The organism is Pantoea sp. ACRSB, assembly GCF_022346905.1.
Classification (GTDB): domain Bacteria; phylum Pseudomonadota; class Gammaproteobacteria; order Enterobacterales; family Enterobacteriaceae; genus Pantoea; species Pantoea piersonii.
Window position 1 is genome coordinate 532,657 of sequence record NZ_JAKRNL010000002.1, and the last position, 24,556, is coordinate 557,212.

Annotated in this window: 24 protein-coding genes; 6 read left to right on the forward strand and 18 right to left on the reverse strand. The window is 57.1% G+C overall.

Features of this window, described 5'->3' with window-relative positions; all coding sequences use genetic code 11:
• Together MHZ89_RS08715 and lrhA are read right to left on the reverse strand one after the other, a co-directional pair.
• A complete protein-coding gene (locus MHZ89_RS08715; protein ID WP_311782664.1) occupies nt 1–438 on the reverse strand; it encodes an NADH-quinone oxidoreductase subunit A in 438 nt (145 codons plus the stop codon).
• 662 nt (nt 439–1,100) lie between these two features.
• Nucleotides 1,101–2,024 carry a transcriptional regulator LrhA gene (gene lrhA / locus MHZ89_RS08720; RefSeq protein WP_033791641.1) on the reverse strand — a complete coding sequence of 308 codons (924 nt, stop codon included), beginning with the start codon at nt 2,022–2,024 and terminating at the stop codon, nt 1,101–1,103.
• Between the two features lie 960 nt (nt 2,025–2,984).
• Here lrhA and MHZ89_RS08725 point away from each other — a divergent pair.
• Together MHZ89_RS08725 and yfbR are read left to right on the forward strand one after the other, a co-directional pair.
• A complete protein-coding gene (locus tag MHZ89_RS08725; RefSeq protein WP_120453076.1) occupies nt 2,985–4,202 on the forward strand; it encodes a pyridoxal phosphate-dependent aminotransferase in 1,218 nt (405 codons plus the stop codon).
• Nucleotides 4,203–4,270: 68 nt separating this feature from the next.
• Complete coding sequence (yfbR, locus tag MHZ89_RS08730; protein ID WP_311782665.1) at nt 4,271–4,870, forward strand: 5'-deoxynucleotidase; 600 nt, start codon at nt 4,271–4,273, stop codon at nt 4,868–4,870.
• Between the two features lie 28 nt (nt 4,871–4,898).
• On the opposite strand, the gene MHZ89_RS08735 is transcribed toward yfbR, so the two are convergent.
• The 3 genes from MHZ89_RS08735 to yfbV all read right to left on the reverse strand — a co-directional run bounded on the left by MHZ89_RS08735 (nt 4,899) and on the right by yfbV (nt 6,663).
• Nucleotides 4,899–5,558: a sugar phosphatase gene (locus MHZ89_RS08735; RefSeq protein ID WP_311782666.1), complete on the reverse strand. Its 660-nt coding sequence runs from the start codon at nt 5,556–5,558 to the stop codon at nt 4,899–4,901.
• A gap of 12 nt (nt 5,559–5,570) precedes the next feature.
• Nucleotides 5,571–6,065 (reverse strand): YfbU family protein, encoded by a 495-nt coding sequence (locus MHZ89_RS08740; protein ID WP_311782667.1) that lies wholly within the window; start codon nt 6,063–6,065, stop codon nt 5,571–5,573.
• Nucleotides 6,066–6,210: 145 nt separating this feature from the next.
• The gene (yfbV, locus tag MHZ89_RS08745; protein ID WP_120453069.1) at nt 6,211–6,663 is read right to left on the reverse strand and encodes a terminus macrodomain insulation protein YfbV; all 453 of its coding nucleotides are present in this window, start codon (nt 6,661–6,663) and stop codon (nt 6,211–6,213) included.
• A 340-nt stretch (nt 6,664–7,003) separates the two neighbouring features.
• On the opposite strand from yfbV, the gene ackA reads away from it, so the two are divergent.
• The 3 genes from ackA (at nt 7,004) to gabT (ending at nt 11,833) form a co-directional block, all read left to right on the forward strand.
• On the forward strand, nt 7,004–8,206 hold the full coding sequence (gene ackA / locus MHZ89_RS08750; protein ID WP_311782668.1) for an acetate kinase: 1,203 nt from the start codon (nt 7,004–7,006) through the stop codon (nt 8,204–8,206).
• A gap of 66 nt (nt 8,207–8,272) precedes the next feature.
• Nucleotides 8,273–10,417, forward strand: a complete 2,145-nt coding sequence (pta, locus tag MHZ89_RS08755; protein WP_311782669.1) for a phosphate acetyltransferase — start codon at nt 8,273–8,275, stop codon at nt 10,415–10,417.
• A 153-nt stretch (nt 10,418–10,570) separates the two neighbouring features.
• The gene (gabT, locus tag MHZ89_RS08760; protein ID WP_311782670.1) at nt 10,571–11,833 is read left to right on the forward strand and encodes a 4-aminobutyrate--2-oxoglutarate transaminase; all 1,263 of its coding nucleotides are present in this window, start codon (nt 10,571–10,573) and stop codon (nt 11,831–11,833) included.
• A 103-nt stretch (nt 11,834–11,936) separates the two neighbouring features.
• Here the strand turns inward: gabT and yfcD are convergent, their stop codons facing one another.
• Entirely contained in the window at nt 11,937–12,455 is a 519-nt protein-coding gene (yfcD, locus tag MHZ89_RS08765; protein WP_120453064.1) for an NUDIX hydrolase YfcD, read from the reverse strand.
• 113 nt (nt 12,456–12,568) lie between these two features.
• The gene (gene yfcF, locus MHZ89_RS08770) at nt 12,569–13,210 is read right to left on the reverse strand and encodes a glutathione transferase (protein ID WP_311782671.1); all 642 of its coding nucleotides are present in this window, start codon (nt 13,208–13,210) and stop codon (nt 12,569–12,571) included.
• Between the two features lie 172 nt (nt 13,211–13,382).
• Between yfcF and MHZ89_RS08775 the strand changes: the two genes are divergently transcribed.
• Nucleotides 13,383–14,303 (forward strand): TIGR01777 family oxidoreductase, encoded by a 921-nt coding sequence (locus MHZ89_RS08775; RefSeq protein ID WP_311782672.1) that lies wholly within the window; start codon nt 13,383–13,385, stop codon nt 14,301–14,303.
• 36 nt (nt 14,304–14,339) lie between these two features.
• On the opposite strand, the gene hisP is transcribed toward MHZ89_RS08775, so the two are convergent.
• The 11 genes from hisP to MHZ89_RS08830 form a co-directional block, all read right to left on the reverse strand.
• A complete protein-coding gene (gene hisP / locus MHZ89_RS08780) occupies nt 14,340–15,113 on the reverse strand; it encodes a histidine ABC transporter ATP-binding protein HisP (RefSeq protein ID WP_120453059.1) in 774 nt (257 codons plus the stop codon).
• A gap of 8 nt (nt 15,114–15,121) precedes the next feature.
• The gene (locus tag MHZ89_RS08785) at nt 15,122–15,838 is read right to left on the reverse strand and encodes an ABC transporter permease (RefSeq protein WP_120453058.1); all 717 of its coding nucleotides are present in this window, start codon (nt 15,836–15,838) and stop codon (nt 15,122–15,124) included.
• A complete protein-coding gene (locus tag MHZ89_RS08790) occupies nt 15,835–16,521 on the reverse strand; it encodes a histidine ABC transporter permease HisQ (protein ID WP_311782673.1) in 687 nt (228 codons plus the stop codon). The genes MHZ89_RS08785 and MHZ89_RS08790 overlap by 4 nt, the downstream gene beginning before the upstream one ends.
• Nucleotides 16,522–16,647: 126 nt before the next feature.
• Nucleotides 16,648–17,430, reverse strand: a complete 783-nt coding sequence (gene argT, locus MHZ89_RS08795; protein ID WP_311782674.1) for a lysine/arginine/ornithine ABC transporter substrate-binding protein ArgT — start codon at nt 17,428–17,430, stop codon at nt 16,648–16,650.
• Nucleotides 17,431–17,700: 270 nt separating this feature from the next.
• Nucleotides 17,701–18,270 (reverse strand): UbiX family flavin prenyltransferase, encoded by a 570-nt coding sequence (locus MHZ89_RS08800; protein ID WP_311782675.1) that lies wholly within the window; start codon nt 18,268–18,270, stop codon nt 17,701–17,703.
• A 112-nt stretch (nt 18,271–18,382) separates the two neighbouring features.
• Entirely contained in the window at nt 18,383–19,900 is a 1,518-nt protein-coding gene (gene purF, locus MHZ89_RS08805; protein WP_120453053.1) for an amidophosphoribosyltransferase, read from the reverse strand.
• Nucleotides 19,901–19,936: 36 nt separating this feature from the next.
• Nucleotides 19,937–20,422, reverse strand: a complete 486-nt coding sequence (gene cvpA / locus MHZ89_RS08810; RefSeq protein ID WP_021509181.1) for a colicin V production protein — start codon at nt 20,420–20,422, stop codon at nt 19,937–19,939.
• Between the two features lie 252 nt (nt 20,423–20,674).
• On the reverse strand, nt 20,675–21,454 hold the full coding sequence (gene dedD / locus MHZ89_RS08815; RefSeq protein ID WP_311782676.1) for a cell division protein DedD: 780 nt from the start codon (nt 21,452–21,454) through the stop codon (nt 20,675–20,677).
• Nucleotides 21,444–22,718, reverse strand: a complete 1,275-nt coding sequence (folC, locus tag MHZ89_RS08820; RefSeq protein ID WP_311782677.1) for a bifunctional tetrahydrofolate synthase/dihydrofolate synthase — start codon at nt 22,716–22,718, stop codon at nt 21,444–21,446. The genes dedD and folC overlap by 11 nt, the downstream gene beginning before the upstream one ends.
• 86 nt (nt 22,719–22,804) lie before the next feature.
• Nucleotides 22,805–23,716, reverse strand: a complete 912-nt coding sequence (gene accD / locus MHZ89_RS08825) for an acetyl-CoA carboxylase, carboxyltransferase subunit beta (RefSeq protein WP_311782678.1) — start codon at nt 23,714–23,716, stop codon at nt 22,805–22,807.
• A gap of 150 nt (nt 23,717–23,866) precedes the next feature.
• Nucleotides 23,867–24,529 carry a DedA family protein gene (locus MHZ89_RS08830; protein WP_311782679.1) on the reverse strand — a complete coding sequence of 221 codons (663 nt, stop codon included), beginning with the start codon at nt 24,527–24,529 and terminating at the stop codon, nt 23,867–23,869.
• Nucleotides 24,530–24,556: the final 27 nt, after the last annotated feature.

Here is a 24,556-nt window from a genome sequence, read left to right on the forward strand (position 1 = left end):
TTACTGCTTATGAGGGTTGGTGTGACCGATCGGGCTGGATTTGACCACCACGCGACGACGTGCAGGCGCCCAGTCCAGCGCGCCGATACGCACCAGATAGACCAGCCCCGCCAGGAGCACCAAAATGAAAATTGCGGCTTCGACAAAGCCGACCCAGCCGCTTTCACGGATAGAGGTCGACCATGCGTATAGAAAGAGCGCTTCAACGTCGAAGATGACGAAGAACATGGCGACGAGGTAGAACTTCGCCGACAGGCGGATATGGGTGTCGCCAACGGATTCGATACCAGATTCGAACGGCGTCTCTTTATGGCGAGCCTTAGCACGGCCACCTAAGAGCCATCCTCCGGCAAGCATAAAGGCGCAAAGGCCGAACGCGATAATAACAAATATGATAAACGCCCAGTGGTGAGCGACGACTTCGGTGGCTGTTGACATACTCTTTGCTTACTCATCAAAAGTGGCGATGGCATCCTGCGCAGGTCACTTGCAGCAAACGCACCACATCGATTTAAGGGAAGGAAAAAAACCTTATAAATTATGCTGTCATTATCAATTAGGCAGCAATTTTATGGGGTCTTTTACTCCTTTCTATAACCTTTTGTCAACTTTGACAAAAGTATCCAAACATTATTTTACACGCGCATCAAAATTTTAACATATGATGCGCGCGATGCCAGCTAAATCGCTTCAGTCTGTATGGGCTTTTAGAATATAGCTGGAATGCAAATGCATGGATCGTGCATTTATCCGACGTATTCTGGCAGGCTTTAGCGAATTTTCCTTCCCCTTATCAGGGTTATTTTTTTGATCCAGGACACAAAACCTGCCTTTTTGTCCCTTTTTTCAGCAAATGTTACACAGATACGGAACAACCCTTTCAAATTTTTAGTGCGGAAATTCCATTCCTTACTTGACTGAAACGCGGTTTTGTTTTTGGAGGGATAAGAGAGAGGCTAGCAGGTAAAGTGGAAGTAAGCGTTCGTTTTAAACGAATAAAAAAAGCCCTTCGGATGCATAAGCGTAACGAAGGGCCTTTTTATTACAGTTTGACGAACTGGCAACGTGATCAACAAGAAACCGACAATGTTATCTGCCGGTTACTCTTCATCATCGAGCAACAGCGTCCCGTCCGGGTTAGCACTCAGATTATAGGGATCGTTGGTGGACTGCATGGCGTTAAAAATCGCCAGCGCCAGCTCGTTATCGCTGTCAGGATTGCGGCACAGCAGATATTGCGTATCCGGCAGCACAGGCAGGCCTTCCGCCGCGCCCATTACGCGCAGTTCAGGACTCATCATCTCTACCGGACGCGCAGTAACGCCCAGCCCCGCTTTCACCGCGGCGCGTACCGCAGCAAGCGTAGAGGCGACGTAAGAGATACGCCATGGAATGCCCGCCTCGTTGAGGTGATCGATCGCCATATCGCGGTACGGGCTGGGCTCATCCAGCAGCACCAGAGGAATCGCTTCGCCGCGCTGAAAAATATAGTCTGCCGCGCAGTACCACAGCGTCGGCGACGTACGCAGCACCTGATGGGTAAAGCTGCCGGGGCTGGAGGTCGTGACAACCAGATCGACTTCGCCCTGGTTCAGCATCTCCATCATAAAGGGGTTACGCTTAACACGAACGTCGATCGCCAGCTTCGGATAGACCGAGGTCACGCGGTTCAGCAGAAACGGCAGGATGGTATCAGAGGTATCATCTGAAGCGCCGATGGTCAGTACGCCCTGGATGTTGCTGTACATCAGCGATGTGCAGGCCTCGTCGTTAAAACGCAGAATTTTCCTGGCGTAGCCTAAAAGCTGAATACCGTGCTCAGTTAATAATTTATTACGTCCATGTCTGGCAAACAGCTCTTTACCTACCAGTTGTTCCAGACGTTGCATCTGCTGGCTGACGGCAGACTGGGTTCGGCACACAGCGGCAGCGGCGGCCGCGAAAGTGTTCAGGTCCGCAACGGCAACAAACGTTCTCAGCAGATCGAGGTCGAGATTCAGTATCGGACGATTTGCATTAGTCATGTTTTCTTCACTTATAAGATTTTTAAAAAACTACTACCCTGGTGTTATTACGCTACTTATCAAAGAGATAAGCGGTAATGATGCTCATTGCCGGCCCTGTGTTAGACCGCCAAAGAAATTCGTGTCAGACGTATACCGACAAACGCGCATCCCGAATAGCGGGAAAGCAGCGTTAAGTAGACAGAAACAACTTCTGGACCGACAGCGCGGGAGCGCAAATGCAGGAAGCTGCGTTGGTGTCTAGGGTTCCGTACCTTCAGAGGACGGAAAAAAGCCAGCTACCGGATTATGAATTGCGTAGCGGCTAAATGCGACAAATAATAAATTATACTTAATCATTTTTACGTTCAAAATGGAAATGATTTTGTGAAAAGCATCGTAATTTTTGACCAGATCGCATTTCAAGTCCATCCTGGCATATCGCTGCGCAATTTTTAACCTCCCTGTTTCTGAAAAGCGAGATAAAGTGCGAAGATAGGCCTTAAATACCTTTTATTGGGTAAGCACTGGACCTTTCGCACAGGGAACTTTTCCGGCTATTTACAGCCATGAACGTGCCCCAGCAGGCCTGTTCGCTTCCGGGTTGGCTTATCCGTCGATCAGGCCGGACGTTTTTTTAAGCATTTATGTAAAATAGCTTAACTATTTCCTTGTTCATCTACCTGCGTTTCGGGTGCGAATCCAGCTTAAAACTTCTTGATCGCTTGTTAGCGCAGCGGACAGCGGGGTTTACAGCTAAAAGCGCGTCTCGTAGAGAAAAATATCGGCTGGAAACTTAAAATCAGTTTTTGTAACCAGCTAATTGCAAAGAAATTATGCATTCCGCTATAGCTGCCGTAAAAAGATGGCAAAGACGCCAAAACCTGCCGCTGCCCTTCTTTTGTCGCCAGGAGGAGAGTACATTGTGCTGGTTTGATTTCTGCGGCAGCAAAAGGATTCTGCCCACAAAGGCGATTAAAAATGACTTTTCAAATTGATAAATCCGGCAAGCTGGAAAACGTCTGTTACGACATTCGCGGGCCGGTACTTAAAGAGGCTAAACGTCTCGAAGAAGAAGGCAACAAAGTCCTCAAGCTTAATATCGGCAACCCCGCCCCTTTCGGTTTCGAAGCACCGGACGAAATTCTGGTCGATGTGATCCGCAATCTGCCCAGCGCTCAGGGCTACTGCGACTCAAAAGGCCTCTATTCCGCGCGTAAAGCCATTATGCAGCACTACCAGGCGCGCGATATGCGCGACGTCACGGTTGAAGATATCTATATCGGCAACGGCGTTTCAGAACTGATCGTGCAGGCGATGCAGGCGCTGCTGAACAGCGGCGACGAGATGCTGGTGCCCGCGCCCGACTATCCGCTCTGGACGGCGGCGGTGTCGCTCTCCAGCGGCAAGGCGGTGCACTATCTGTGCGACGAATCCTCAGACTGGTTCCCGGATCTCGACGATATTCGCAGTAAGATCACGCCACGCACGCGCGGCATCGTCATCATTAACCCGAATAACCCCACCGGCGCGGTGTACAGTAAAGAGCTGCTGCTGGAGATCGTAGAGATCGCGCGTCAGCATAATCTGATCATTTTCGCCGACGAGATTTACGACAAGATCCTGTATGACGAAGCGCAGCACCACTCGATCGCCGCGCTGGCGCCCGATCTGCTGACCATCACCTTTAACGGCCTTTCGAAAACTTACCGCGTGGCGGGTTTCCGTCAGGGCTGGATGGTGCTTAACGGGCCGAAGAAGCACGCCAAAGGCTATATTGAAGGGCTGGAGATGCTGGCGTCCATGCGTCTGTGCGCCAACGTGCCGGCGCAGCATGCGATCCAGACTGCGCTGGGCGGCTATCAGAGCATTAGCGAATTTATCGCGCCCGGCGGTCGCCTCTATGAGCAGCGCCAGCGCGCCTGGGAGCTGATCAACGATATTCCCGGCGTCAGCTGCGTGAAGCCGAACGGCGCGCTCTATATGTTCCCGCGTATCGACGCGAAAAAATTCAACATCCACGACGACCAGAAAATGGTGCTGGACTTCCTGCTGCAGGAAAAAGTGCTGCTGGTTCAGGGCTCCGCCTTTAACTGGCCCTGGCCGGATCACGTACGCATCGTCACGCTGCCGCGCGTTGACGATCTGGAGATGGCTATCGGTAAATTTGACCGCTTCCTGCAAGGGTATCGCCAGTAAAACCTGCCGCGTATACTGACAGCATTTGGGGAAGCGCGACGCTTCCCCCGTTGCTGACAGGATAACGCATGACCCGAAGCCACTTTTTCGCCCATCTTTCCCGCCTTAAACTGATCAACCGCTGGCCGCTGATGCGCAACGTGCGCACTGAAAACGTCTCTGAGCACAGTTTGCAGGTCGCGATGGTGGCGCATGCGCTCGCCGTGATTAAAAACAAAAAGTTTAACGGAAACCTTAATGCCGATCGCATTGCGATGCTGGCGCTTTACCATGACGCCAGCGAAGTACTGACGGGCGATCTGCCGACGCCGGTTAAGTATTACAACGCGCAAATCGCCCATGAGTACAAAAAGATAGAGAAGATCGCTCAGCAGAAGCTGATCGAGATGCTTCCCGAAGAGCTGCAGGAGGTTTACCGTCCGCTGCTTGATGAACATCAGCACAGCGAAGCGGAACAGTCGGTGGTCAAACAGGCGGACGCGCTCTGCGCCTATCTGAAGTGCCTGGAGGAGCTATCCGCAGGCAATAATGAGTTCCTGCTGGCCAAGGCGCGTCTGGAGAAAACCCTGCAGCAGCGCCGTTCGCCGGAAATGGACTATTTCGTCGAGGTGTTTATTCCCAGCTTCAGCCTGTCGCTGGACGAGATCTCGCAGGATTCGCCGCTGTAGCGCGGCGGCTTGACGCCGCCGTCTGGCTTTAGCTTTTCAGGCGCAGGGAAAAGCCGCCCTGGTCGTGCGGTGTAACCTGCAGTGACGCCAGCGAGTTAAGCTGCATCAGAGTTTCCGTCAGATGGGGCGTATCGGCGGGTGCATTGACCGCGATAACCGCGCAGCGGGCGTTCAGGCCAGAGAGGATCCCGGCTGGCGCGTCCTCCACCACCACGCACTTCTCCGCCGCCAGCCCCAGCTTTTGCGCCCCTAGCAGATAGGGATCCGGCGCTGGCTTGCCCTTCTCGACCTGTTCGGCGGTAATAAAGATCGACGGCATCGGCAGACCCGCGGCTTGATGGCGCGCCTGCGCCACCGGCTTTGTGCCGGACGTTACGATAGCCCAGGGGATTTGCAGCGCATCTAAATGTGTCAGCAGCGCGTGCGCTCCTGGCAGCGCGCGCACGCCGTCGGTGTCCTGCGCTTCAGCTTGCTCCAGCGCGCGAAACTCCGCCTGAATGGCCGCCTCCGGCTGACCCGCCATAAAATGGCGCAGCGAGGCGATCGCCTGCTTGCCGTGAATAAAATTCAGAATTTCATCGGCTGCGATGCCGTGTCGCGCTCCCCAGTTGCTCCACGCCCGCTCTACGGCAGGCAGAGAGTCCACCAGCGTGCCATCCAGATCAAACAAAAAACCGCAATAGATCACAGGCTACTCCCGTCAGGCGTTAATAATCTGCGCGATTTCAGTCGCGCTCAGGTGATACTGACGCGGACAAGTGTGCCATACCGCTCGCATACGTTGATACTTTTCCCACATCGGCGTCTGCGCATTAAATCCGTGGGTGCCGGAATCGAAGTGGGTATAACGCCCTTCGGTATTCACCATAAAGCGTACGTAGCCGAGAAAGCGCGCTTCGGTGGCGGCATCAAAGCCGAGGAAAGCGAGCCGACGCTCATCCAGCGAGGCTTTATCGCCAAGATTGGCAAAGGAGACATGCAGAGCATGGTGCATCTCCATAATGTCGATAATGGTACGACAGGTTTCTTCCGTCATTTCACCGAACTCTTTATCCAGCTCGCGCATCTGCAGCCCGTAGCCGCGCTCGATTATGGTCTGATAACGACGATAGCGCTCGGCGTTATCCGGTTCCAGCATTGCCATAATCTTGTACTGGTTAGAGAGAATCAGACGCTGTGCGTGGGTCATTTCCATCGGAGGCTCCTGGGCCGAATGGCCGCTCAAGAATTAGACGGGAAATGATGGCATAAGGAGGGTGATGCGGGTACGCCCGCATCACTTTTCTTTGATTTGACCCCGGCTGAGCGGCAAATTCTCTCAGCGGGAAAACGGCTGTCGATCAAAGATCGTCAAGGAAGGTGCGATCCAGCTGCTTAAATGCCCGCTTGAGCAGATCGGCAAGCGCCTGATAGGTCGGCTTACCCTCGACCGGCGCAATCGCCTGGCCTGCTTCTTCCAGCCGGGCGCGCACCTCATGGAACCAGTGCAGCAGCGTAGGCGGCAGCGGCGTCACCGAGCGCTTGCCGAGCCACCACAGACCCTGCATCGGCAAGCTACAGGCAAAGAGCGCGGTAGCCACAGCCGGCCCCAGCTGTCCGCCCAGCGCGATTTGCCAGCTCAGCGTAAAAACAGCCAGCGGCGGCATAAAGCGGATCGCAAAACGGGTCACGCTCGATACGCGGTTTTCAGGAAAGACAGGCGCGAGGCGTTTGTCATTCGGCCAGGTCTTCATATAGTGCTGGCCGTTTTGAAAAATACGGAACCAGCCAGTAGTGCCAGAATCATTCGCCATGGCGGACCTCAACTAAAACAGCAAAAAATAAAATTATTTTATAACTACACAACTTTACGTGACATCCTTCAAAAATTTTTGTCTTTAAAGGGGACTCTCGCTATTCTGACCCAGCCTTAATAACGTACTGGAAGCGGGTAAGAAGGTAAACGACAAACGTAACGGCCAGCTTTCGCTAAGCATTTCTCAAAAATTTGCGTAAAATTAACGAAATTTTTTTGCGGAGAAGCAACATTTTGACTACCGCAACGGGGTTATCATTAATCTCCCCCGCTTTCATGGGCTACGCTGATAGTCTGATTGCCTTATTTTTAGCCACTTTTAACAAATAGGTACTTCCATGTCGAGTAAGTTAGTACTGGTTCTGAACTGCGGCAGCTCTTCACTGAAGTTCGCCATCCTGAATGCCGCCAGCGGAGAGGAATACCTGTCCGGTCTGGCTGAATGCTTCCACCTTCCGGAAGCGCGCATTAAATGGAAACTGGACGGAGAAAAACACGAAGCCCCTCTTGGTGCCGGCGCCGCTCACAGCGAAGCCCTGAATTTCATCGTTAAAACTATTCTGGCACAAAAACCAGAGCTTTCGGCACAAATTGCTGCAATTGGTCATCGCATCGTTCACGGCGGTGAGCAACTGACTGAATCCGTTGTTATCACCGATGCTGTGGTGCAGGGGATTAAAGACAACGCCTCTTTCGCGCCGTTGCACAATCCGGCGCACCTGATCGGCATTGAAGAAGCGATGAAAAACTTTCCGCATCTTTCCGATAAAAATGTGGCGGTTTTCGATACGGCGTTCCATCAGACTATGCCGGAAGAGTCTTATCTCTATGCCCTGCCCTACCATCTTTATAAAGAGCATGGCGTTCGCCGCTACGGCGCACACGGCACCAGCCACTACTATGTGACGCACGAAGCGGCCAAAATTCTGAACAAGCCGGTCGACGAGCTGAACATCATTACCTGTCACCTTGGCAACGGCGCGTCAGTCGCGGCGGTGCGCAACGGTAAGTGCGTCGATACCTCAATGGGTCTGACGCCGCTCGAAGGTCTGGTCATGGGCACCCGCAGCGGCGACATCGATCCGGCTATCGTCTTCTATCTGCACGACACGCTGGGCATGAGCGTCGACGCCATCAACAAGCTGCTGACTAAAGAGTCTGGCCTGCTGGGTCTGACCGGCGTCACCAGCGACTGTCGCTACGTTGAAGACAACTACGAAACCAAAGAGGACGCGAAGCGCGCCATGGATGTATTCTGCCATCGTCTGGCAAAATATATCGGCAGCTACAGCGCCATGATGGAAGGCCGACTGGATGCGGTGATCTTTACCGGCGGCATCGGCGAAAACGCGGCGATGGTGCGTGAGCTGTCGCTGAAAAAGCTCGGCCTGCTCGGCTTCGAGGTTGACCACGAGCGCAACCTGGCGGCGCGCTTCGGCAAATCCGGCTTTATCAATAAAGAGGGCACTCGCCCGGCTATTGTAATTCCGACTAACGAAGAGCTGGTGATCGCCCAGGATGCGGCGCGTCTTACCGCCTGATTTTTCCTTCACCGTCAGCTTCGGCTGACGGCGTTGTTTTGACACTACCTAAAGCGAGGTTCAAACGTGTCACGTACAATTATGCTTATTCCTACCGGCACCAGCGTCGGCCTGACAAGCGTCAGCCTCGGCGTGATTCGTGCCATGGAGCGTAAAGGCGTTCGACTCAGCGTCTTTAAACCTATCGCGCAACCGCGCGCTGGCGGCGATAAGCCGGACCAGACTACGATGATCATCCGTAAGAACTCGTCGATTCCCGCTGCCGACCCGCTCAAAATGTCGCGCGTGGAGTCGCTGCTGGGTGCTAACCAGCAGGACGTGCTGATGGAAGAGATCATCGCTCGCTACCATGAAAACACCAAAGATGCGGAGGTGGTGCTGGTAGAAGGTCTGGTGCCGACGCGTAAGCATCAGTTCGCCAACGCGCTCAACTATGAGATCGCCAAGACGCTTAACGCCGAAATCGTATTCGTTATGGCGCTTGGCAACGACTCCCCTGCCCAGCTTAAAGAGCGTATCGAACTGACGCAGAGCAGCTTCGGCGGCAGCAAAAACAAAAACATTACCGGCGTCATCATCAACAAGCTGAACGCGCCGGTAGATGAACAGGGACGCACGCGCCCCGATCTGTCGGAAATCTTCGACGACTCCACCAAAGCCAGCGTCGCCAATATCGATCCGAAACAGCTGTTCGCCGACAGCCCGCTGCCGGTGCTGGGCTGCGTGCCCTGGAGCTTCGATCTGATCGCCACGCGCGCCATTGATATGTGCCGCCACCTGAATGCCGAAGTGATCAACGAAGGCGAGATCGCTACTCGTCGCGTCAAGTCGGTGACCTTCTGTGCGCGCAGCCTGCCGCATATGCTGGAGCATTTCCGTCCAGGCTCGCTGCTGGTAACCTCAGCAGACCGTCCCGACGTGCTGGTGGCCGCCTGCCTCTCCGCGATGAACGGCGTGGAAATCGGGGCCATTCTGCTGACCGGCGGCTATGAAATTGACAACCGCATCGCGAAGCTGTGCGAGCGCGCCTTCCAGACCGGCCTGCCGGTATTTATGGTGAAAACCAACACCTGGCAAACCTCGCTCAGCCTGCAGAGCTTCAACCTTGAAGTGCCCAGCGACGATACCCAGCGCATTGAAAAAGTGCAGGAGTATGTCGCCAGCTATATTAACGCCGACTGGATCGAGTCGCTGACGGCTACCTCCGAGCGCAGCCGTCGCCTGTCGCCGCCGGCCTTCCGCTATCAGCTGACCGAGCTGGCGCGCAAAGCGGGCAAACGCATCGTGCTGCCGGAAGGCGATGAGCCGCGTACCGTTAAAGCCGCCGCTATCTGCGCCGAGCGCGGCATCGCTACCTGCGTGCTGCTGGGCAATCCAGATGAGATCCAGCGCGTCGCCGCCGCACAGGGCGTCGAGCTGGGCAAAGGCATCGAGATCGTGGATCCGGAAGTGGTTCGCAACAACTATGTGCCTCGTCTGGTGGAGCTGCGTAAAAATAAAGGCATGACCGAAGTGGTGGCGCAGGAGCAGCTGGAAGACAACGTGGTGCTCGGCACCATGATGCTGGAGAGCGGCGAAGTCGATGGCCTGGTGTCGGGCGCAGTGCACACCACCGCCAATACCATTCGTCCGCCGCTGCAGCTGATCAAGACCGCGCCAAACAGCTCGCTGGTCTCCTCAGTGTTCTTTATGCTGCTGCCGGAGCAGGTGCTGGTTTACGGCGACTGCGCCATCAACCCGGACCCGACGGCGGAGCAGCTGGCGGAAATCGCCATTCAGTCTGCGGATTCCGCGCATGCCTTCGGCATCGAACCGCGCGTGGCGATGATCTCCTACTCGACCGGTACCTCCGGCGCAGGCAGCGACGTGGAAAAAGTTCGCGAAGCTACGCGCATCGCGCAGGAGAAGCGCCCGGATCTGGTGATCGACGGGCCGCTGCAGTATGACGCGGCGATTATGGAAGATGTGGCCAAATCCAAGGCGCCGAACTCTGCGGTCGCAGGTCGCGCTACGGTCTTTATCTTCCCGGATCTCAACACCGGCAACACCACCTACAAAGCGGTGCAGCGTTCGGCAGATCTGATCTCTATCGGTCCGATGCTGCAGGGTATGCGCAAGCCGGTTAACGACCTGTCGCGCGGCGCGCTGGTCGACGATATCGTCTACACCATCGCCCTGACCGCGATTCAGTCGCAGCAGGCGGAAGGCTAAGGTCTCTCCACACAGGAATCGATCTTTACCTTTGAGTCCTCTAAAGAGCATGCGCGCGCGTGCTCTTTTTTTATCCCCTTCTCAACTGGCGAAACTCGCCCGCCACGCTAACACTGAAAAGATCCCGTTTCAGCGCACCAGCGAGGTTCCGCCATGATCGACAGCGAGTTGCATACCCGTCGCCTGAACGCAACGCCGCGCGGCGTGGGCGTCATGTGCGATTTCTTTGTAGTGAAGGCTGAAAACGCCACGCTCTGGGACAACCACGGACGGGAATATACCGACTTCAGCGCGGGTATCGCCGTCCTTAATACCGGCCACCGCCATCCTGACGTTATCGAGGCGGTCAAGGCGCAGCTCGACTGCTTCACCCATACCACTTTTCAGATCGTCCCTTATGAAATCTACCTGACGCTGGCGGAGCGGCTAAATCAGCGCGTACCCGTTAACGGTCCGGCCAAACCCGCCTTCTTCTCTACCGGCGCTGAAGCGGTAGAAAACGCGGTAAAAATCGCCCGCGCCGCCACCGGACGTCCCGGCATTATCGCCTTTACCGGAGCTTTTCACGGGCGCACCCTGATGACGCTGTCGCTCACCGGCAAAGTCACGCCCTATAAAGAGGGATTCGGCCCGTTCGCCAGCCCGGTCTACCATGCCCGCTATCCAGACGCGCTGCATGGCGTCAGCGTTGAAGATGCGCTGGCGAGCCTGGACGCGCTGTTGCGCAGCGACATTAGCCCACAGCAGGTCGCCGCTATTATCTATGAGCCCATTCAGGGCGAAGGCGGATTCTACGTCGCGCCGCCCGCATTTGTTCAGGCGCTGCGCCAGCTCTGCGACCGACACGGCATTCTGCTTATCGCCGACGAAATCCAGAGCGGTTTCGCGCGCAGCGGCAGGCTGTTCGCCAGCGACTACGTGCCAGAGGCGAAGCCAGATATCGTCACGATGGCGAAAAGCCTGGCGGGCGGCATGGTGCTGTCAGCGGTATCGGGACGCGCAGAGGTAATGGACGCGCCGCAGCCAGGCGGACTGGGCGGCACCTACGCAGGCAGCCCGACCGCAATCGCCGCCGCGCTGGCGGTACTGGAGATAATCGACAGAGAGCAGCTGTGCGAACGCGCGCTGCGCCTGGGCGATCAGCTGCGCGAAACCCTGCTCGGCGCGGGCTGCCGCGCACTGGCGGAGGTACGTGGACGCGGCTCAATGCTTGCGGCGGAGTTTCATAATGAAGTGGGCAAACCCTGCGCCGCTACGGCGAGCGCCATCCAGCAAAGAGCGCTTGAGCAAGGGCTGCTGCTGCTTACCTGCGGCGTGCATGGCAACGTCATCCGCTTTCTCTATCCGCTGACGATACCCGACGCGCAGTTCAGCGCCGCGCTAAGCCTGCTGGCGACTATTCTGGCAGACTATTAAAAAGTTTGCGCGGCTTAAAACCGACGCGCGCCCGTTACCCACGTCTGGAAAGTTGCGCAAAAACAAAAAACGCCCAACAGGGCGTTTTTTTAACAGGTATAACTTACGCGTCGCCGTTACGTGTCAGCCAGAGCGACAGCGCCTTAAGAGAGTCATCGGTAAACTCATCGCAGCGCGCGGTAATCTCGTCCGCGGTCATCCAGAACACCTCATCCACCTCCTCTTCCTGCATGGCGAACGGGCCGTGGTAAACGCAGCTGAACAGACCGCCCCAGACGCGGACATGCTCATCTTCGAAGTAGAACTTGCCGTGCTCGGCGAAAGGCACATCTGCAATGCCCAGCTCCTCCTCGGCCTCGCGGCGCGCCGATTCCAGCAGATCTTCGCCGCTCTGCACCACGCCGCCTGCGGTGGCGTCCAGCATGCCGGGCATGAAGTCTTTAGTCTCGGTGCGGCGCTGCACCAGAATCTTGCCTGCGCCGTCATGCACCACGATATAAGTGGCGCGATGGCGCATACGCTGCGCGCGCATCTGCGCGCGTGTCGCCTGCGCAATCACTTCATTCTCTTCATTGACGATATCGACCCACTCGATGCCGTCGCCCGCGGTTTGATCCACCATCCGGTAACCCTTTTCTGTTCTGGCGTGCCGTGCGACACGCACCTGATTGCCACGTCGTTGTTATAGTGTGCTGTAAGGTAATCACTTCCGCTCGCCTGAGCAAGCGGCGCAAACTATCGTTGTTTGCCGCTTTCCGCCAGCCAGAGCTGAACCGAGGCGCGCTGCCACTGAAATTCAGCATATTCCCTGAGCTTATCGGGCAGCGCGTCGCCGTGCAGCGCCAGACGATTCAGCATCACCGCCAGATCCGTGTCGGCAACAGACCACTCGCCAAACAAATTCTGCTGGTTATCCGGCAACAGACGCAGACACGCCGCAATCAGTTTCTCCACCGCCTGCGCGGCCGCCGGCGTCAGCGGCGGGAAACGCTCGCCCGCAAACAACACTTCAGTTGGCCGCTCCTGACGGATCGGCATGAAATCGCTGCGCAGCCAGGCCTGCACCTCGCGTGCCCGCGCGCGCTTCTCGCGATCGCGCGGATAGAGTCGCTCAAACTCAGGGGCAGGAAAACGCTCTTCCAGATATTCAGCGATAGCAGAGGACTCGCTCAGTACAAACTCGTCAACCTGCAGCGTCGGCACGCGACAGGTCAGCGACAGCGCGCGGTAATCGCTGGCGAACTGCTGATTTTGCGAGAGATCGACGCGTTTAAGCGTAAAGGGCACACCTTTTTCGGTGAGCGCAACGTAAACGGACATGGCGTAAGGACTAAAAAACGATGAATCAGACCACAGGGTGATGGACGGGTAATTCATCTGCTACCTCAACTGGCTTTTCCGGGTAGCCTGATATTTACCGACTTTTTTTCAGCAAAGCAATCTCCCGCTGGTCCGATCTTCTCAAAGCGCGACGCAGTGCAGCAGCGCGCGGCCGCGCTTCTTCTATGCTGAAACAGTGCGTATCAGAAAAATGATAAGGAGACGCGAGATGCACATACTTATGACCGGCGGCACCGGGCTAATCGGCCGCCATCTTATTCCACGTCTGTTAACGCTGGGACATCAGGTCAGCGTTGTTACGCGCGATGTTGCCGCCGCGCGCGAAAAGCTCGACGCGGGCGTCGCGCTCTGGTCAGGACTGGCGCAGCAGCAAAACCTGGACGGCATCGACGCGGTTATCAACCTCGCGGGCGAGCCCATTGCCGACAAGCGCTGGACCGAACAGCAGAAGCAGCTTTTATGCGAAAGTCGCTGGCAAATTACCGAACGCATCGCCTCGCTGATTAACGCCAGCCACTCTCCGCCGCGCGTGCTGATTTCCGGCTCGGCGACCGGCTACTACGGCGATACCGGTGAGCTGGTAATGACAGAGGAGGATCAGGGCCAGGAAGAGTTTACCCACAGCCTCTGCGCGCGCTGGGAGCAGCTGGCGCTCAGCGCCCAGAGCGAGCGCACCCGCGTCTGCCTGCTGCGTACCGGCGTGGTGCTGGCCAGCGAAGGGGGCGCGCTAAGCAAAATGAAGCTGCCGTTCAGGCTCGGCGTCGGCGGCCCCATCGGCAGCGGTAAACAGTATCTGCCGTGGATCCATATCGACGATATGGTGAACGCCATCCTCTGGCTGCTGGGTCATGACGAACTCAGCGGCCCGTTCAATATGGTGGCGCCCTACGCGGTGCGCAACGAGCAGTTCGCTGCCACGCTCGGCCATGTTATGCATCGCCCGGCTTTTATGCGCACGCCCGCCAGCGCCATCAAAATGATGATGGGCGAATCGGCGGTGCTGGTGCTTGGGGGACAGCATGTGCTGCCGAAACGGCTGGAAGCCTCCGGCTTCGGCTTTCGCTGGTATGATTTACAGGAGGCGTTGCAGGATGTGGTCGGGAAACCGGCAGGCAAAGGCGCGGCTTAACGGCCGCCTCCTCCGCGTAACGGAGGAGGCGGAAGCCTACTTCAGCGAGCCTTTCAGAAACTGCTGCAGGCGCGGGCTTTTCGGGCTGCCAAACAGCGCGTCCGGCGGCCCTTCCTCTTCAATCTTGCCCTGATGCAGAAAGATTACGTGGCTGGAGACGTGGCGCGCAAATTCCATCTCATGGGTGACAACCACCATGGTTTTGCCCTCTTCCGCCAGCTTCTGCATGATACGCAGCACTTCGCCCACCAGTTCAGGATCGAGCGCCGAGGTCGGTTCGTCGAACAGCAGCACCTCCGGCTCCATCGCCAGCGCGCGCGCGATAGAGACGCGCTGCTGCTGACCGCCGGAAAGGTGCACCGGATATTTCGCCTGCGCACGTTCGTCGATGCCAACCTTGTTGAGATAGTTGATAGCGCGGGTGCGGGCCTCCGCTTTACTAAGCCCCAGCACCTGGATCGGCGCCTCCATTACGTTCTCCAGCACCGTCATGTGGCTCCACAGGTTAAAGTGCTGGAACACCATGGTCAGGCGGGTGCGCAGCGAACGCAGCTGCTCTTTATTGGCGACCTTGAGCTGACCGTCCGTGTCGCGCACCAGGTTGATCGGCTCGTTGGTGACGGAGATAGTGCCTTCGCTCGGTTTCTCCAGGAAATTAATGCAGCGCAGGAAGGTACTTTTCCCCGAACCGGACGATCCAATGATGCTGATGACATCGCCCGCATCGGCCTGTAAGGAGACGCCTTTTAATACTTCATGGTCACCGTAACGCTTGTGCAGTTCGGTCACGCTCAGTTTGTTATCAGCCATAGTTCCACTCAATGCGATGACGAAGGTTTGATGTGTGCGAGGAAGCGGCGCTCCGCCAGACGGAACAGGCTAATCAACACATAAGAGATAATCAGATAAAGTACCGCCGCGAGGCCGAACGCGGTAAAAGGCTGATAGGTCGCCGAGTTAATATCGCGCGCGATCTTCAGCAGGTCCGGCACCGTTGCGGTAAAGGCGAGCGCCGTAGAGTGCAGCATCAGGATCACTTCATTGCTGTAGGCGGGCAGCGCAGTGCGCAGCGCCGACGGCAGGATGATGCAGCGATAGAGCTTGAAGGTCGAGAAGCCGTAAGCGCGCGCCGCCTCGATCTCGCCGTGTGGTACGGCGCGGATCGCCCCGGCGAAAATCTCCGTGGTATAGGCGCAGGTGTTAAGGGTAAACGCCAGCAGCGTACAGTTCAGCCCGCTGCGGAAAAAGGCGTTAAGCAGCTCCGAGCCTTTCACCACTTCCAGCGTATACATGCCGGAGTAGAACACCAGCAGCTGCACATAGAGCGGCGTACCGCGGAACACATAGGTAAAGAGCCAGACCGGCATGCTGACAAAGCGGTTCGGCGACACGCGCGCGATCGCCAGCAGCACCGCCAGACAGCCGCCGATGACCACCGACAGGATCAGCAGCCATAAGGTAATGGCGACGCCAGTAAAGCGGTAGCCGTCGGTCCAGAGCAGGGATTTCCAGTACTCCTGAATAATGTCGATCATAGCTCTGCCCTTTTTACGCCGACCGAGTAGCGGCGATTCAGCCACCACAGCACGCCGTTAGACAGCGTGGTAAAGATGAGATAGATAGCGCCCGCGACAATGGCGAAGTAGAACGGCTGCCAGGTACTCTTTCCCGCCAGCTGCGTCGCCTTCACTACATCCTCCAGCCCCAGCAGCGACACCAGCGCCGTGGCTTTAAGGATCACCTGCCAGTTGTTGCCGATGCCCGGCAGCGCATAGCGCATCATGCCGGGGAACAGAATACGGCGAAACACCTGCGAACCGGTAAAGCCGAACGCCGTAGCGGCTTCGATCTGCCCTTTCGGCACCGCGAGAAAAGCGCCGCGAAAAGTTTCAGTAAAGTAGGCACCGTAAATAAACCCGAGCGTGATAATACCGGCCACCATCGGGTCGATATCGAACTGGGCGAGGCCCATAGCGTCGGTGAGCGTATTAAGCGCGATCTGCAGACCGTAAAAGATCAGCAGCATCAGCACCAGATCGGGCACGCCGCGAATCAGCGTGGTATAGCCTTCAAACAGCATCGCCAGCGGGCGACTGCGGGAGAGTTTCGCGCCCGCGCCAATCAGGCCGAGCACCACCGCCAGCACGACTGAACTGAGCGCCAGCTCCAGCGTGACCAGGGTGCCTCTAAGAATAACATCGGAATAGCCGTACAACATTTAATCAATCCTGTCGTGGAGAAAGATGAATGTCCTGCCCGCGGGCGCACCAGCGGGCAGTCCTGACCGGGTTTTGCGTTGCGCCGCGCGGCTCAACGAAGAGGGATCAGGCAAAGGTCGACAGGGTTAGTCACCGTACACATTGAAATCAAAATACTTTTTCGCGATCTTATCGTAGGTGCCATCTTTGCGCATCGCTTCGAACGCCTTATCAATAGCCGCTTTCAGTTCGCTGTCATCTTTACGCAACCCCATACCGGTGCCGACGCCGAAAATCTTGTCGTCTTTAACCGCCGGACCGGCGAAGGCGTAATTTTTGCCAACCGGCTGCTTCAGGAAGCCTTCGCTCGCCTGCACTTCATCCTGGAATGCGGCATCGATACGGCCTGCGTTCAGATCCTGATAGACCAGATCCTGGTTAGCGTAAGGCGTAACGTTAACGCCTTTGGGGCGCCAGTTTTGATTGGCGTAGGTTTCCTGCGTGGTGCCCTGCAGCAGGCCGATGTTTTTACCCTTCAGCGACTCGATGGTCGGCTGGATCGGCGAGCCTTTCGGCGCGACGAGACGGGCATTGGCCGCATAGAGTTTGTCGGAGAAACCGATCTCTTCCTGACGTTTAGCGGTAATAGAGAGCGACGAGATGATGGCGTCGATTTTCTTCGCCTTCAGCGAAGGGATCAGCGCATCGAAGTCGCTTTCGACATAGGTGCACTTCGTATTCATGCGTTTGCAGATTTCGTTAGCGAGATCGATATCGAAGCCTACTAACTGTCCTTGCGCGTTTTTCGATTCAAACGGCGGGTAAGTTGGGTCAGTCCCAATGCGAATCGACGACGGCACCGCGGCGAAAACGCTGGCGGCGCTGGTCAGGCCCAGCATGAGAGAAAGAGCCAGAACTCGCTTTTTCATAGATTACCCTCAGTGAAGTGCTTTTTGTTATGGGTGCGTGATGTGTGTTTGCGCTTGTTAAGCCACATATTTCTTGCATATTTCATGCCAGCAATGCAAGCCGTTAGCGCGCCCGGCAAAGCGCCAGCGAGGCGATTCCACCGGGTTTGTGAGGGGAATATATCAGTGATGTAAGAGAGAAAAAGCGACTTTGTTAACTTTTGGTGCATCAAATGCACGAAGAGTGATCGCCCACGCGCATTTGCACTTCAATAGTGCAAAATCTGACGATCATGCACCGTTCCAGCGCGCAAAAAGATCCTGCGGCAGCGTGATATCGAACTGATCAACCACGCGATTCACCGTCTGATCCACCAGTTCCATGATCGACTGCGGCCGGTGGTAGAAGGCGGGCACCGGCGGCATGATGACCGCGCCCAGCTCGGCGGCAGTGGTCATCATGCGCAGATGGCCAATATGCAGCGGAGTTTCACGCACGCCCAAAACCAGCTTGCGCTGCTCTTTCAGCACAACGTCGGCGGCGCGCGTCAGCAGGCTGTCGCTGTAGCTGTGTACGATGCCGGAGAGGGTTTTCATCGAACAGGGAAGGATCGCCATGCCAAGGGTCTTGAACGACCCTGAAGAGATGCTGGCAGCAATATCGCGCACGTCATGCACCACGTCCGCCAGCGCCTGCACTTCGCGCAGCGTATAGTCCGTCTCAAGACTCAGGGTCTGTCGCGCCGCCGGACTCATCACCAGATGGGTTTCCACCTCGCTAACCTGCTGCAACACCTGCAGCAGCCGCACGCCGTAGATAGCGCCGCTTGCGCCTGAGATGCCAATGATGAGTCGTTTCATACTTCTTCCTTGCCGTTTCAGTGAGGCGCTATGATAGCGCGTGCCGGATCGGGAAAACAAACGGGGCGGATTTCTCCGCCCCGTGTTCATCTCATCATAGCTGAGAACGCGGTTAACCTTCGTTATGCAGCTCGAGGTTCTCGACTTCGTTCTGACGCTGAAGGGCTTTGGCGTCGTCGTTGCGCAGCGACTGGAGATACTCCAGATACTGCTGATCGACATCTTTAGTGACATAAACGCCGTTAAACACCGAACATTCGAACTGAGCGATATCGGGGTTCTCTTCGCGCACCGCCTCAATCAGGTCATCCAGATCCTGGAAAATCAGCGCGTCAGCTTTAATTAACTGGCAAATCTCTTCCACTTCACGACCATGAGCGATCAGCTCGGTCGCGCTCGGCATATCAATACCGTAGACGTTCGGGAAACGAATTTCCGGCGCGGCAGAGGCCAGATAGACGCGTTTCGCGCCCGCTTCACGCGCCATCTCGATAATCTGCTCAGAGGTGGTGCCGCGCACAATAGAGTCATCTACCAGCAGCACGTTCTTGTCGCGAAACTCGGCGCGGTTGGCGTTGAGCTTGCGGCGAACGGCGCTGCGGCGCAGCTGCTGGCCCGGCATGATAAAGGTGCGGCCGACGTAGCGGTTTTTCACAAAGCCCTGACGATAGGGTTTGTCGAGAATGCGCGCGATCTCCAGCGCGATATCGGTAGAGGTTTCCGGAATCGGGATCACCACGTCAATATCGAGATCTTCCCACTCGCGGGCAATTTTTTCACCCAGCTTGGTGCCCATGCGCACGCGCGCGCTGTAGACGGAGATCTTATCGAGGAACGAGTCCGGACGAGCAAAATAGACGTACTCGAACAGACACGGATTGCTTTTCGGGTTCTCGGCGCACTGGCGCGTAAACAGCTGGCCCTGCTCGGTAATATAGACGCCCTCGCCCGGCGCGACGTCACGCAGGAACTCAAAGCCCAGCGTATCAAGCGCCACGCTCTCAGAGGCGACCATATACTCAACGCGGCTGTCCGGCAGTACGCGCTTGCCCAGCACCAGCGGACGGATGCCGTTGGGATCGCGGAAGGCGACCATGCCGTGGCCGATGATCATGGCGACGACGGCGTAAGCGCCGCGCACCTGCTGATGCACCGCCGCCACCGCAGCGAAAATATTGTCCGCTTCCAGCGGGTCGTTCTGAAAACGGTCCAGCTCCTGCGCGAAAATATTAAGCAGGATTTCAGAATCTGAGGTGGTGTTGACGTGGCGACGGCCCTTTTCGAACAGATGCTTGCGCAGCTCGTGCGCGTTGGTCAGGTTGCCGTTATGAGCCAGGGTAATACCGTACGGCGAGTTAACGTAGAACGGCTGCGCTTCAGAGGCGCTAGAGCTGCCTGCGGTTGGGTAGCGAACGTGGCCGATCCCCATATTGCCCTGCAGACGCTGCATGTGGCGAGCTTCAAAGACATCGCTGACGAGGCCGTTCGCCTTACGCAGACGGAAGCACTTCAGCGCATCGATAGTACAAATGCCTGCGGCGTCCTGCCCGCGGTGCTGAAGCACCGTTAACGCATCATAGATCGACTGGTTGACCGGCATAAACCCGGTGATACCAACAATACCGCACATGTTGTCATTTCCTCATTAGCCGCACTCCCGGTGGCGTCACCGGGGTAAAAAACTCGACGTGCTTTTCAGGTAGTCAAAAAACCATCTGATTATATAACTGAACTGGGGAATGAGCTGGGACTGCTGCCAGTCCGGACTTTTGGAAAAGCCGGTGAATGTGTCGAGGAAGAAAAGAATCGCGCTAACGATCAGCACGCCGCGTAACGCCCCGAAACAGACCCCCAACACCCTGTCGGTTCCCGACAGGCCGGTCTTTTCAACCAGCGAGCCGATCACATAGTTGACTATCGCGCCGACAATTAGCGTCGCGACGAACAGCACCGCGATGGCGATACCGTTACGCACCAGTTCGTCGTCAAAACCTGTAAACCAGACTGCAAGGTAGGCGTAGTAATGACTGGCGACAAAAAACGCGCATCCCCAGGTAACGAGAGATAAGGCTTCGCGGACAAACCCTCGAATCAGGCTGACCAGAGCCGAAAAACCAACTACCGCAATAATGACGTAATCAATCCAGATCATGAACTCTTCCAGCGCCAGTGCGTTTGCACCCCTGCATCCAGTTCGGGGCGCATTCTAACAGAAAAAGAAAACGTTTGCGTAGCGCTTTTCCTTTTCACCTTCCATAAAAAGGGCGATGAAAAAAACTTTCCTCGCCCGACGGAGACTCACCCGGACAAGCCGTTGAATCTAAACAAATTATATTAGCCAGCGTCGCTTTAACACTGCGTGCGGCGCCGCCTTTTTATGCAATCGGCGACGCCTGTTGATGCTTTAATGCGCGCTATAGGGCTTCACCACGCCGCCGAGGCCGGAAACGCTCTGCAGCTCCGACAGCGAGCTTTGCAGCTTCGCTTTTGAGGCGTCCGGACCGACATAAATACGGGTGATTTGCCCCTGTACCGGCGTCGATGGTACGGTGAAAGCGCGATAGCCAGACAGACGCAGCTTCGCGACGATCTCATTGACCTTCGCTGCGTTTTTCAGCGCACCGAGCTGCACCACGTAAGCCTGACCGGCAGGCGCGCTCTGCTCCGCTGGCTTCGGCGTTTCCGCAGGTTTCGCCGGTTCACTCTGCTTCGTTTCCACCGGCTTAGACTCAACCGGCTTCGGCTGCTCTACCGGCTTCGGCTGCGTTTTCGGCTGCTCAACGGCTTTCGCTTTCGGCTGTTCGACCGGTCTGGTTTTTGGCTGCTCAACCTGACGCGGCTTCGTCGGCGCGCTCTGATGCACCGGCGGCGGCGTCACTACGCTCGGCTCGCTGTTGCTCTGCGGCGTGGCGTTACCCTGCTCGGCGACAGGATTGCTGGCACCGCTGTTGCCGCCGCTTACCGCGCTGCCCGCGCCCTGCGGCGGCTGAGCAGGCAATGGCTGCGTAACCGGCGGCACCATCTCGCTGTCCTGTTGGTCATCGGGCTTCGGCACCAGCGGGATCGCCGCGAACTCCTCTTTATAGTGCTTCTTTTTGCCGTCCAGCAGGCCCGGCAGCACAATCACGCCCACCGCCACCAGAATAATGGTGCCGACCAGGCGGTTCTGAAACTTACTCGCCACGACCTTTCTCCATCTCTGTCGATTCCATGACCTGCGCCACGGTATGGAAAGATCCACATACCAGCACAATGTCCTGCGCCTCGGCCTGCTGACGCGCCGCCTGCCAGGCGCTGTCCACGTCGGCAAAAGCCGTCGCCGCGTCGGCCGGCAGATGCGCCATCAGCTCGTCAGCGGTAGCGCCGCGCGGGCCGTCAAGCGGTGCGCAGTACCAGCGGTCGATTTGCGGCGCCAGCGCCTCAAGGGTGCCGGCGATATCTTTATCATGCAGCATTCCCACCACCGCATGCACGCGGCCGCTATTCGGCAGCTGCGCCAGACGCGACGCCAGATAGCTCGCCGCATGGGGGTTATGCGCCACATCGAGGATGACGCGCGGCGATTCGCTTACCGTCTGAAAACGGCCAGGCAGGATCGCCAGCGGCAGATAGTCGCGGATCGTCGCATCGCTGACGTTCAGCCCGGAAGCGCGCAGCGCCGCCAGCGCCGTGGCCGCATTCGGCAGCGGCACCTGCGGCAGCGGCAGATCGTTCAGCTCGCCCTGCGCGTCGCGAAACGCCCAGCTTTCCGGCTGCTGGGTGTAGCACCAGTCGCGGTCACGCTGCAACAGTCGCGCGCCCTTCTCCGCCGCGACGGCGGCGATGCTGGCGGGCATATCCGGTTCCCCGACCACAGCGGGCCTGCCGCCGCGAAAGACGCCCGCTTTCTCGCGGCCGATGCTTTCACGATCCGGGCCGAGCCAGTCGGTATGATCCAGCGCGATGCTGGTTACCACTGCCACGTCGGCGTCGACGATATTGGTGGCGTCCAGGCGACCGCCCAGTCCTACTTCAAGGATCACCACATCCAGCTGCGCCTGTTGAAACAGGTTCAGCGCGGAGAGGGTGCCGAATTCAAAATAGGTCAGGGAAACGTCGCCTCGCCCCGCTTCGATTTTCGCAAAGCTGGCGCTGTGCAGCGCGGGATCAAGCTCTTTGCCCTGTACGCGCACGCGTTCGGTATAGCGCACCAGATGCGGCGAGCTGTAGACCCCGACGCGATAGCCCGCCGCCATCAGCAGCGTCTCAAGCGTGCGGCAGGTGGTGCCTTTGCCGTTAGTACCGGCGACGGTGAACACGAAAGGCGCGGGCTTCAGCAGGTCGAGGCGCTGCGCGACGCAGCGAATGCGATCCAGGCCCAGCTCAATGGTCTGCGAATGCAGATCCTCAAGATAATAAAGCCACGTGGCCAAAGGCGACGTGGCTTGAGGAAGGTGAAGAGTGTCCATATGTCCCGTTTAACAGATTTTGACCCGGTTCAGCCGGTTCGACGGTGCATTGGTGAAAGGCGCGCCGCGCGCGCCTCTCTCTCCTGTCAGGCCTCGTTGCTTTCCGGCTCACCCGCAGGCGCGGTCGGTTCGCCATCATGCAGCGGCGCGGGAAGATTCATCATCTTCGCCAGCAGGCTCGCCAGTTTATAACGCATTTCCGGGCGACGAATAATCATGTCGATCGCGCCCTTCTCAATCAGGAACTCGCTGCGCTGGAAGCCCGGCGGCAGTTTTTCGCGCACGGTCTGCTCGATGACGCGCGGGCCGGCGAAGCCGATAAGCGCCTTCGGCTCGGCGACGTTCAGATCGCCCAGCATCGCGAAGCTGGCAGAGACGCCGCCCATGGTCGGATCGGTCAGCACCGAAATATAGGGCAGACCGCGCTCCTGCATTTTGGCCAGCGCGGCGCTGGTTTTTGCCATCTGCATCAGCGACATCAGCGCTTCCTGCATACGCGCGCCGCCGCTGGCGGAGAAGCAGATCAGCGGGCAGTTATCTTCCAGCGCCTGCTCAACCGCACGCACGAAGCGCGCGCCAACCACGGAGCCCATTGAGCCGCCCATAAAGGCGAACTCAAACGCCGCTGCGACAACCGGCATACCGTGCAGCTGACCTTTCATCACAATCAGCGCGTCTTTCTCTTCCGTCTCTTTCTGCGCGGCGGCAAGACGATCTTTATACTTCTTGGAGTCGCGGAACTTCAGGATATCCTTCGGCTCCAGCTCGCTGCCCAGCTCGGTCTGCGTGCCCTGGTCGAGCAGGCTGTTGAGGCGCTCGCGGGCGTGCATGCGCATGTGATGGTCGCACTTCGGGCAGACCTCAAGATTACGCTCCAGCTCGGCGCGGTACAGAACCTGACCGCAGCTGTCGCACTTAGTCCAGACCCCTTCAGGGATGCTGGCACGACGTGCAGGCGTAACGTTGCTTTTATTAAGAATGCGTTCAATCCAGCTCATTGAAGACCTTTTTATTTAAAACTGACCTGGTCCAGTCATCTTATTTGCCGCTGAAAACCGCTTCAGCGGACATGAAATGTCGCTCATTAAACCACAACCAATTCAGACTGTGGATAAAAATCTGGTCTAACCGCGGCGCGACCGCCCCCTTTACGGCTGTTTGTGCTGTTTCGCCTGGCGACGGTGACGCCAGACCTCAATCACGCCGGGCAGTACCGAAACTACAATAATCGCTACGATCAGCAGCTTAAGATTCTGCTGCACTACCGGCAGGTCGCCAAACAGATAGCCCGCGTAGGAGAACAGCAGCACCCACGCCAGCGCGCCGGCCACGTTAAACAGGGCAAAATGGCGATAAGACATATGCCCCATACCGGCAACGAAAGGCGCAAAGGTGCGCACAATCGGCACGAAACGCGCCAGGATAATCGTTTTCCCGCCGTGACGCTCATAAAAACCATGGGTTTTATCGAGATAGCTGCGGCGGAAGATGCGAGAGTTCGGGTTGCTGAAAAGCCGCTCGCCGAACAGACGGCCGATAGTATAGTTCACCGCATCGCCCAGTACGGCGGCCACCACCAGCAGCGCCGCCATCAGGTGGATATTAAGATCGTTGCCCGGCAGCGCCGCCAGCGCGCCCGCTACAAACAGCAGCGAATCGCCCGGCAGGAACGGCGTAACCACCAGACCGGTTTCACAAAACAGGATCAGGAACAGAATGGCGTAAATCCAGATGCCGTACTGCGCAACCAGCTCGGCCAGATGCACATCAATATGCAGAATAAAATCAACCAAAAAGTGGACGAACTCCATAACGCCTCTCTGAAAATGACCTGCTAA